The sequence below is a fragment of the Actinophytocola sp. genome, from assembly GCF_036002505.1.
In the GTDB taxonomy this organism is placed as follows: Bacteria; Actinomycetota; Actinomycetes; order Mycobacteriales; family Pseudonocardiaceae; genus DASYTH01.
On the sequence record NZ_DASYTH010000301.1, the window covers coordinates 1 to 9,578 of the forward strand.

A 9,578-nucleotide genomic window follows, 5' to 3' on the forward strand; every position below is an offset into this window, starting at 1 on the left:
GCGCAACCCGTCGCACAAGATGCTGATGAGCGTGCTCGGCGGCATGAGCGAATCCGAGCGTCAGCATGTTCAGGCCCGGGTGCGCGCGGCGATGGACTCACAGGTGATCAACGAGGGACGGCACCAGGGCGGCCGGGCGCCGTACGGGTACCTGGTAGTCGATGGCGGTCCGCATCCGAACCCACGCAAGGCGGCCGAGGGCTATCGGTTGCGGCTCTTGGCAGTCGATGAGGTGTCGGCGGCTGTCGTGCGGCGGATCTTCGAGGAGTACCTGAATGGGCTCGGTGATCGTGCCATCGCCAACGGGCTCAACCGGGATGGAATCCCGTGTCCGTCGGCGCGGCGGCCGGACCAGAACCGGCATCGGTTGGCGGACGGGTGGCAGGGCAGCACGGTCCGGTCCATTGTGGAGAATCCTCGATACACCGGGTATGCGTTCTTCGGCCGGTGGACCAAGCAAGAGACGTTGATCGATCCGGACGACGTGGCGGCCGGACATGTGGTCAGGTTCCGCCGGTCGGCTCCGGGTCGGGTCGTGCGGTCCCGGCGGCCGGCGCACCCGGAGATCATCAGCGTGGAGCACTTCACGCAGGCTCAGTTGCTCCGCCGGTCCAAGGGTGCCGGTGGGTTGGCGACGGCCCGGAAAACCCCGCGGAGCGGGCGGCCGACGAAGCGGATCTACCTGTTTCGCGGGTTGATCAGGTGTGCGGTGTGCACACGGAAAATGGAAGGCAGCCCGCGGGCTCACGGCATGTATTACCGGTGTCCAGCCCGGACACTGGCGCCCGGATCACCGGTGCTGGCCACGCATCCGCCCGCGGTATATCTGCGGGAGGACCCGCTTCGGGATGCGGTGAATGGCTGGTTCGGCGAATTGTTCAATCCGGAGCATGTCGATGAGACTGTCGCCGCTTTGGTCGGTTCGCAGGAACGGCCGCATACCGAGCCTGGCACGGCGCGGAAGCGGTTGGCCGACGCCGAGGCGAAACTTCGCCGGTACCAGGAAGCGATCGGCGCGGGCATCGACCCGGCGGCACTCGTCGAGGCGATCAACACCGCACAGACTGAGCGCGCCGCCGCGCGGGCCGAACTCGACAACGCCCCGACGCCGAGCACGCTGGCCGAGGCCGAGGTGTACGCGATGATCGACTCACTCGGCGACGTCGGCGCCGCACTCAACGGAGGGAAGCTAGAGCGACTGGCAGAGCTGTACACGGCCACTGGCCTGCAGGTTTGCTACGAGCCCGAGACATCGACGGCGGAGGTGTCGATACGGGTGAATAGTGTGCGTGTCCGAGGGGGGACTTGAACCCCCACGCCCTTGTCGGGCACTAGCACCTCAAGCTAGCGCGTCTGCCATTCCGCCACTCGGACCAGGTGGGCACAGGGTAGCTGATCGGGGTGCGGGTGGGCGGGGGTGGGTGGTAGGAAGGCCGGGTGACGGGACTGGGCGCGGCTGAGGCTGAGGTTGTGGGGCTGACCAGCGAGCTTATTCGGATCGATACGACGAATACGGGGGAGCTCGAGACCACTGTGGGGGAGCGGGTGGCGGCGGAGTATGTGGCGGGGAAGTTGGGGGAGGTGGGGTACGACGTCACGTATGTGGAGTCGGGGGCGCCGAACCGGGGGAACGTGATTGTGCGGTTGGCGGGGGCGGACCCGTCGCGGGGGGCGTTGTTGGTGCATGGGCACCTTGATGTTGTGCCGGCGGATCCGGCGGAGTGGTCGGTGCATCCGTTTTCGGGGGCGGTGCAGGACGGGTACGTGTGGGGGCGGGGGGCCGTCGACATGAAGGACATGGTGGCGATGATGATCGCTACGGCGCGGCGGTTCAGGCGGGACAACATCGTGCCGCCGCGGGACATTGTGTTCGCGTTTGTGGCGGATGAGGAGGCGGGGGGAGCGTACGGGGCGCAGTGGCTGGTGGAGAACCGGCGCGACCTGTTCGAGGGGGTTACCGAGGCGATCGGGGAGGTTGGGGGGTTCTCCGTGACGCTGGCCGAGGATGTGCGGGCGTACTGCATCGAGATCGCGGAGAAGGGGATCGCGTGGATGCGGTTGCGGGTGCGGGGGCGGGCGGGGCACGGGTCGATGATCCATGACGACAACCCGGTGACGAAGTTGGCGGAGGCGGTGGCGCGGCTGGGGCGGCACCGGTTTCCGCAGGTGTTGACGGAGTCGGTGCGGGAGTTTCTCAACGAGGTGAGCAACCTGACGGGGCTCACGTTCAGTGAGGATGATCTGGAGGGGGCGGTCGGGAAGCTGGGCCCGCTGTCCAGGGCGGTGGGGGCGACGCTGAGGGACACGGCGAACCCGACGATGTTGAACGCGGGGTACAAGGTCAACGTCATTCCGAGCGTCGCGGAGGCGACGGTGGACTGCCGGATCCTGCCGGGGCGGCAGGCGGCGTTCGAGCGGGAGCTGGACGAGATCCTCGGGCCGGACGTGGAGCGGGAGTGGATCACGCACCTGCCGCCGGTGGAGACCACGTTCGACGGGGCGCTGGCGGACGCCATGGGGGCCGCGATCCTGGCGGAGGATCCGGGGGCGCGGGTGCTGCCGTACATGCTGTCCGGGGGGACGGACGCGAAGGCGTTCAGCACGCTGGGCATCCGGTGTTTCGGGTTCTCGCCGCTGCGGCTGCCGCCCGATCTTGACTTCACCGCGCTCTTCCACGGGGTGGACGAGCGGGTGCCGGTGGACGCGATCAAGTTCGGCACCCGGGTGCTGGACCGGTTCCTGCGGTCCTGTTGACGGAGGAGTTCACCCTGTCCGACGGGGCCGCGATCGGCCTCGAGCGGGCGGGGGACCCGGACGGCGAGCTGACCGTCGTCCTGGTGCACAGCTACGCCCAGGACCGCCGGGTGTGGCACAAGATCATCGGCGTGCTGCCCGCGGCCACCGAGCGTCCCGTGCAGGTCATCGCCTACGACCAGCGGGGGCACGGGGACTCGGCGCCGGCGACCCCGGGCACGGCGACGGTGGAGCAGTTGGGCGACGACCTGGCCGAGGTGATCGAGCGGGCCGCGCCGCACGGAAAGGTCGTGCTGGTGGGGCACGGCATGGGCGGGCTGGTGTGCATGGCGTTGACCGCGCGGCACCGGTTGCTGTTCACCGGCCGGGTGGGCGGGTTGGTGTTCCTGGCGACCGCCGCCGGGCACGTGCCGGGTGCGGTGCTGCCGCAGTCGGTCGGCCGGGTGGTGCAGGATCTGGAGGCGATCCTGGGCTCGCGGCTGCTGGAGCCGGTGCGGCAGAAGATCGGCCGGGCGACCGAGATCGGCCTGCGCTGGTTGCTGCTCGGCGACGACCCGGACCGGGACGACGTGCGGCTGGTCGCGGAGATGATCTCCCGGCACTGGCCGGACACGGTGGCGCTGTTCCGGCCGGCGCTGGACCGCTACGACCGGGAGGCGGCGCTCTCCGTCGCCGCCGGCACCCCGGTGCTGGCGGTGGTGGGGGAGAAGGACCGGTTGGTGCCGGCCGCACACGCCCGGGCACTGGCCGGCGCGGTCGAACACGGCACGGCCGTGGTGCTGCCCGGGTTGGGGCACATGTTGCCGCTGGAGGGCTCCGCTGAGATCATTCCGCGCATCGTGGGACAGATACACACCGCGTTGCGCTCCGGTTGATCTTCCACTGGTGTGAACCGGATGCGGTGGGTGCGCGTAGACCTGGATCAAAGACCCAGCGGAGGTGCCGATGCCCGAGTTCGTGACCGGTCTACCCCTACATGCTCTGGTCGTGCACTTCGTGGTGGTGCTTCTGCCACTCGCGGTCGCCGGCTCGATCGTGGTGGCGCTCTGGCCGGCGGCACGACAGCGGTTCGGTTGGCTGGTGGTGGCCGTCGCGGCGGTGGCCACCGCGCTGGTCCCGGTCGCCACCAACAGCGGCGGGAAGCTCAAGACCCGGGTGTCGGCGCCGGACAATCAGGCGGCCATCGACCACCATGAGGAACTCGGCAACCTGATGCTCTGGTTCGCGCTTCCGCTCCTGGTCGCGGTGGCGGCGTTGATGGTGGTGCACGAGGTGGGCCGGCGGCAGTCGCTGGGCTGGACGAAGCTCGCGACCGTGGCCGCGGCCGTGCTCACCATCGGCCTCGCCGTGGCCGCGGGCATCCATGTCTATCGCGTCGGCGACGCGGGGGCGCGCGCGACGTGGGAGTTCGTCAAGGACCAGCCGCCGCACTGACTGAGGGGCGACCGGCCGGCAATCAGGTGATGAGTCCGGGCAGGAAGTCGTTGCGCCGGCGGCGTTTCAGCCAGACCTTGCGCGAGCCGTCGGAGTAGAGCCGCACCGTCGAGAGCTCCCATCCGGAGTACTCGGCGTGGATCGACAGTTGCGTGGCCGCTGCGCGCCGCGACACTCCTGGCGGGAGCCGCAGCGGCCGGTACTCCCAGTCTGGGTCGATCACCCCGTCTGTCTTCATGCTGTTCCCTCCCCCCGGCCACCCCGCGAAGCCGGCTGACTTCATGACGCGGTCACCGGGACGTTACGCCCAGCATTCCCTGTGTTTCATTGCCATTGCAAGGTCGAGAGTCACTCAAGCCTGCGGACGAGCCCGGTGTGCAGGTCGTACACGGCCGCGACCACGGCCACCCGGGAGCGCCTGATCTCGGCCGACCGGTCGGGGAGCTCCGCGCACACCCGCAGCGCCTGGTTCCGCACGCAGGCCGCGACGAACGCCGCCTCGTCGGGGTCCGGGGGTGTGGCCCTTACGGTCGCCTCGATGGCCCGGGCCACGGTGCTGACCGCGCCGGTGAGCTCGCCGCGGCCGCGCACCAGGTCGATCGCGGCCCGGACCGCGCCGCAGTTGGCGTGGCCGAGCACCACGACCAGCGGCACGCCGAGGTGCGCCACGGCGTACTCGATGCTGCCCACGGTCGCGTCGTCGAGCACCTCGCCGACCGCGCGGACCGTGAACAGGTCACCGAGCCCGTGGTCGAAGACCAGCTCCGGGGTGACCCGGGAGTCGGCGCAGCCGAGCACGCAGGCGAACGGGTGCTGGCCGTTCGTCAGGCCTTCCCGCCAGGCGAGCTGCTCGTGCGGGTGGACCTGGTGGCCGCCGGCGAACCGGGCGTTGCCCTGGGCCAGCCGGTGCCAGGAGTCGGTGACCCCCGGCGGGGCGGCGCGCGCGGCGGGCCCGACCAGCAGTCCGGCGGTGGTGGCGGCGAGGACCGAGCGGCGGGGCAGGTGGCTCATGCGAGGGCATGTTGCCCGTGAACAGCGGGCACGACGCGGAGCGCGCGCACGGTTTCGCCCGAATGGGGGATCGGAGATATACGCAGGTCGGAGGTTGTAACGAAGCGGTATCACTGGTCGAATCGTTACGGGGAGGGAGGAGGTCAATGGTGACCATCGACCCGCGGAACGCGCCGATCTTCGGAGACGCCGTCGCCGCCGACCCGCCGCGCCCGGTGCGCGTGGCCGCCGCCCTCCTGCTCGGCAACGTGGCGCTCGCCGCCGGCTACGGCCTGTACACCAACCTGGACGTGAGCCCCCCGCTGTTCCTGGTGCCGCTGACGCTGGCGGTCTGGTTCGCGGTGAGCATGCGCGCCGGGCGGAACTGGGCGCGCACCGCCTCGACCGTCCTCTCCGGACTCTTCATTGCCATGATGGCGTTACTGATCGACTACGGAATGGCAGATCTCGCTGCCTTTGCGGTCTCGGTCACATTGCTACTCTGTGCGATGAGGTTGATGTGGCGGGGTGACGTGAAGGAATATTTCGGGGCCTAGGCTTGCGCATTCTGTGTGCGTTTGTAAGCATGCGGTGAGCAGCACGAATGTGACTAAAGTCCCTTTTCGATCAGAAGCTACGCCGAAGTAATCTGTCGGCCAGCCGCCTAGATCAGGTGGTCTGGACAACGTATTTTCATGATCGGATAATTGGTGGACAAATCACCCGAGGCGCTCAGTAGAAGGACGTTCCTGACGGCGTCGGGAGCATTGCTGCTCGCCGGCTGCGCGTCCGGTAATGACGGCGCGGCGGGCAATGTGGAGGTGCCGGAGGTACGGCTCGGGGTGCTGGCCGTGCCGGACACCGCCCCGCTGTACGTCGCCGACCGGGAGGGCATCTTCAGATCCGGTGGCCTGCGGCCCAAGATGGTCGACTCGCAGCTCACCGGCGACAACCGGTTCGACCTGGAGCACGGAACCGAGGACGTCCACTTCGACAGCTGGGTGACGATCTTCCTCAACATCGCCGACGGGGCCGACTGGGTGCTGGTCGGTGAGGCCTACCAGGCCGGCGCGAACACCACCGCGCTGATCGCCGCGCCGCGGTCGAAGCTGCGCCGGGTGCGCGACCTGAAGGGCACCCGGATCGCGGTGAACAATCCGCGCGGGCTCGGCGTCATGCTGATCACCGCGCTGCTCTCCGCCAACGGCCTGGCGCCCAGCGACGTCACGTTCGTCGAGACGCCGTTCGACCAGATCGGCGCGGCCGTGCAGCGCGGCGACGCGGAGTCCGGCTGGCTGGTCGAGCCGTACCTCACCCTCGCCCAACTCGAGACCGGGGCCGTGCCCCTCGCAGACACCGCCACCGGGCCTACCGCGGACCTGCCGCAGTCCGGGTACGTGTGCGCTCGCAGCTTCGCCGAGCGCAATCCGCGCACCATGAGAGCGTTCCAGAGCGCCCTGGTGCGGGCCCAGGTGGCGGCCCAGGACCGGACCGTCATGGAGCGGGAGCTCACCGGCTACCTCAAGGTCACGCCCAGGGTGGGGGCGCTGATGAACGTCGGCACGTTCCCCGGCTCGCTGCGCGCGGTCCGGCCGCAGCGGGTGGCCGACCTGATGCTCGAGCAGGGCATGCTGAACAAGCCGATCAAGGTGGCCGACCGGATCTTCGGTTAGCCCAGCCGGAGCTCCGGGTAGCCGAGCTCGATGTCGCTGACGTCGTCGAGGGCGGACCGGATCGCCGCCGGGAGGGTGAGCTCCTCGGAGATCAGCGAGCCGAGCAGCTGGCCGGTGTCGCGCGCGCCGACGATCGGGGCGACCACGCCGGGGCGGTCGCGCACCCAGGCCAGAGCCACCGACAGCGGCGAGGTGGCCAGGCCGTCGGCGGCGGTGACCACGGCCTGCACGATCCGCGCGGCCCGGTCGGTGCGGTGGTGCTCGACGTACGGGGCGTAGTGCGGGGACGCGCCGCGTGAGTCGGCCGGCGTGCTGGCCCGGTACTTGCCGGTCAGCACGCCCCGGCCAAGCGGGGCCCAGGGCAGCACGCCGATCCCGTGGTAGTCCGCGGCCGGCAGGACCTCACGCTCGATTCCGCGCTCCAGCAAGGAGTACTCGACCTGGGTGCTGACGATCGGCAAACCGTCTGAAGTGGACAGTTGACGGCTGGCCGCGGTGGCCAGTTGCCAGCCGGAGTAGTTGGACACCCCGGCGTAGCGCACCTTTCCGCTGCGCACCGCGGAGTCCACGGCGGACAGCGTCTCCTCGACCGGCACGGTGGTGTCCCAGGCGTGCAGCTGCCAGAGGTCGACGTGGTCCACGCCGAGCCGGCCCAGTGACCCGTCGAGCGCGGACAGCAGCGCCCCGCGGGAGGCGCCGCCGCCGAACGGGCCGTCGTCTCGCCGGGCCACCGCCTTGGTGGCGAGCACGATCGCGTCCCGGGGCACCAGGTCGCCGAGGATGCCGCCGAGGATCCGCTCGCTCTCCCCGTCCGAGTAGACGTCCGCCGTGTCCACCAGCGTGCCGCCGAGGTCCAGAAAGGCGACGAGCTGGCTCGCGGCCTCGTCGGCGTCGGTGTCCCGGCCCCAGGTCATCGTGCCCAGACCCAGCCGGGACACCCGCAGCCCGCTGCGACCGAGGTGTCGTTGCTCCACGTTCAGCGAGCCTAAAGGCAGGTCAGCTACGGTGCGCGAAGTGGTAGCACGGTGTTGGATTCAATGTGCGGGCTCGGGCCCCGCGTCAACTTGGCAGATGGTCACGTTGGCACGGAGCGACTCCTCGGGCAGGCCTCCGGCCTACCGTCGTCGCCGCTGAGCCCGCACAGCAGTTGGCAGCCGGCCAACGAGGGGTAGGGTTTACGGATGCGACTCGGACTGAACCTGGGCTACTGGGGAGCGGGGAACGACGCGGCCAACCTGGAGCTGGCCCGGGAGGGCGACCGGCTCGGCTACGCGGTGGCCTGGGCGGCTGAGGCGTACGGCTCTGACGTACCGTCGGTGCTGGCCTGGGTGGCCGCGCAGACCAAGCAGATCGACGTCGGCAGCGCCATCCTGCAGATCCCGGGACGTCAGCCGACCATGACGGCGATGACCGCGGCGACACTGGACACGCTGTCGGGCGGGCGGTTCCGGCTCGGCCTCGGCGTGTCCGGACCGCAGGTGTCCGAGGGCTGGTACGGCGTCAAGTTCGACAAGCCGCTGGCGCGCACCCGGGAGTACGTGGACATCGTGCGCATGGCGCTGCGCCGGGAACGGGTGAGCTACGCCGGCAACCATTTCACGCTGCCACTACCGGACGGACCCGGCAAAGCGATCAAGCTCACCACCCACCCGGTGCGCGACAACATCCCGATCTACCTGGCCTCGATCGGGCCGAAGAACATGGAGCTGTGCGGGGAGATCGCCGACGGCTGGCTGGCGATCTTCTACTCACCCGAGCACGCGAGCGAGCAGCTCGAGCTGATCAAGCGCGGCCGGGCGAAGGTGGGCAAGACGCTCGAGGGCTTCGACGTCGTGCCGACCGTGCCGCTGGTGATCGACGACGACTGGGAGCGGGCGGCGGATCTGCTGCGGCCGTACGCGGCGCTCTACATCGGCGGGATGGGCAGCCGGCAGCAGAACTTCTACAACGCGCTGGCCTGCCGGATGGGGTACGAGCGGGAGGCCGCGGAGATCCAGGACCTGTACCTGGCCAAGGACTACGCCGGCGCGGCGGCGAAGGTTCCGCTGGGCTTCCTGGACGCCACGTCGCTGCTCGGACCCAGGGAGCGGATCGTCGAGCGGGTCCAGGCGCTGGCCGAAGCGGGGGTCACCACGCTGACCGTTTCGACCGCCCTGCAAGATCTGGAGCGCGGAATCGCGGCGTTGCGGATCGCCGCGGAGGCTCTGGACAAGGCGGGCGTCGGCAGCTGACCCGGCGCTCGCCCCGAGATGGCGAGGTCGAGTGTGAGCGGAACTTGCGGAGCGGGCAATCAGGTACTGCTCTGTCACCGAGGAACGAGCGATCTCGTTCCGAGAATCGCCAGCATCCGAGCTTGCGAGGTGCTGGCTTGAGCACGACGATCAGCATCCTGGATGCTGGAATCCTTGGCGTGGTCGAAGGTCTGACCGAGTTCCTGCCGGTCTCCTCGACCGGGCACCTGAAGATCACCGAAGGGTTCCTGAAGATCCCGGTCGACGACCCGGCCGTGGTCGGATTCACCGCGGTGATCCAGGTCGGCGCCATCGCCGCGGTGCTCGTCTTCTTCTTCCGCGACATCGTCCGGATCCTCGGCGCCTGGTTCCGCGGGCTGGCGCACCGCGAGGCCCGGGACGACCACGACTACAAGTTCGCCTGGTGGGTGATCTTCGCGACGATCCCGATCGTAGTGGTCGGCATCGCGGCGAAATCCTTGATCGAGGGGCCGCT

General features: G+C 69.6%; 11 protein-coding genes and 1 tRNA gene. 8 read left to right on the forward strand and 4 right to left on the reverse strand.

Annotation, left to right across the window (positions count from 1 at the left end; translation table 11 throughout):
* Window positions 1-1,309: recombinase family protein (locus tag VGR06_RS26415; RefSeq protein ID WP_327561833.1), on the forward strand; the 1,309-nt coding region annotated here is incomplete at its 5' end.
* Here the strand turns inward: VGR06_RS26415 and VGR06_RS26420 are convergent.
* Window positions 1,291-1,374: transfer RNA gene (locus VGR06_RS26420), tRNA-Leu, on the reverse strand. The genes VGR06_RS26415 and VGR06_RS26420 overlap by 19 nt on opposite strands.
* Window positions 1,375-1,437: 63 nt before the next feature.
* Here VGR06_RS26420 and VGR06_RS26425 point away from each other — a divergent pair.
* The 3 genes from VGR06_RS26425 (at window position 1,438) to VGR06_RS26435 (ending at window position 4,188) form a co-directional block, all read left to right on the forward strand.
* The gene (locus VGR06_RS26425) at window positions 1,438-2,754 is read left to right on the forward strand and encodes a M20/M25/M40 family metallo-hydrolase (RefSeq protein WP_327561834.1); all 1,317 of its coding nucleotides are present in this window, start codon (window positions 1,438-1,440) and stop codon (window positions 2,752-2,754) included.
* Window positions 2,751-3,629, forward strand: a complete 879-nt coding sequence (locus VGR06_RS26430; protein WP_327561835.1) for an alpha/beta hydrolase — start codon at window positions 2,751-2,753, stop codon at window positions 3,627-3,629. Before VGR06_RS26425 ends, VGR06_RS26430 begins: the two co-directional genes overlap by 4 nt.
* A gap of 70 nt (window positions 3,630-3,699) precedes the next feature.
* The gene (locus VGR06_RS26435; RefSeq protein WP_327561836.1) at window positions 3,700-4,188 is read left to right on the forward strand and encodes a DUF2231 domain-containing protein; all 489 of its coding nucleotides are present in this window, start codon (window positions 3,700-3,702) and stop codon (window positions 4,186-4,188) included.
* Between the two features lie 22 nt (window positions 4,189-4,210).
* Here the strand turns inward: VGR06_RS26435 and VGR06_RS26440 are convergent, their stop codons facing one another.
* Window positions 4,211-4,426, reverse strand: a complete 216-nt coding sequence (locus tag VGR06_RS26440) for a DUF5703 family protein (protein WP_327561837.1) — start codon at window positions 4,424-4,426, stop codon at window positions 4,211-4,213.
* Window positions 4,427-4,536: 110 nt separating this feature from the next.
* On the reverse strand, window positions 4,537-5,199 hold the full coding sequence (locus VGR06_RS26445) for a carbonic anhydrase (RefSeq protein WP_327561838.1): 663 nt from the start codon (window positions 5,197-5,199) through the stop codon (window positions 4,537-4,539).
* 146 nt (window positions 5,200-5,345) lie between these two features.
* Between VGR06_RS26445 and VGR06_RS26450 the strand changes: the two genes are divergently transcribed.
* Together VGR06_RS26450 and VGR06_RS26455 are read left to right on the forward strand one after the other, a co-directional pair.
* On the forward strand, window positions 5,346-5,735 hold the full coding sequence (locus VGR06_RS26450) for a hypothetical protein (RefSeq protein WP_327561839.1): 390 nt from the start codon (window positions 5,346-5,348) through the stop codon (window positions 5,733-5,735).
* A 153-nt stretch (window positions 5,736-5,888) separates the two neighbouring features.
* On the forward strand, window positions 5,889-6,851 hold the full coding sequence (locus tag VGR06_RS26455; protein WP_327561843.1) for an ABC transporter substrate-binding protein: 963 nt from the start codon (window positions 5,889-5,891) through the stop codon (window positions 6,849-6,851).
* Here the strand turns inward: VGR06_RS26455 and VGR06_RS26460 are convergent.
* Window positions 6,848-7,825, reverse strand: a complete 978-nt coding sequence (locus VGR06_RS26460; protein ID WP_327561840.1) for an aldo/keto reductase — start codon at window positions 7,823-7,825, stop codon at window positions 6,848-6,850. The two genes, VGR06_RS26455 and VGR06_RS26460, sit on opposite strands and share 4 nt — an antisense overlap.
* Window positions 7,826-8,032: 207 nt before the next feature.
* On the opposite strand from VGR06_RS26460, the gene VGR06_RS26465 reads away from it, so the two are divergent.
* Both VGR06_RS26465 and VGR06_RS26470 read left to right on the forward strand, forming a co-directional pair.
* On the forward strand, window positions 8,033-9,082 hold the full coding sequence (locus tag VGR06_RS26465; protein WP_327561841.1) for an LLM class F420-dependent oxidoreductase: 1,050 nt from the start codon (window positions 8,033-8,035) through the stop codon (window positions 9,080-9,082).
* 137 nt (window positions 9,083-9,219) lie between these two features.
* A partial coding sequence (locus VGR06_RS26470; RefSeq protein ID WP_327561842.1) for an undecaprenyl-diphosphate phosphatase occupies window positions 9,220-9,578 on the forward strand: 359 nt, incomplete at its 3' end.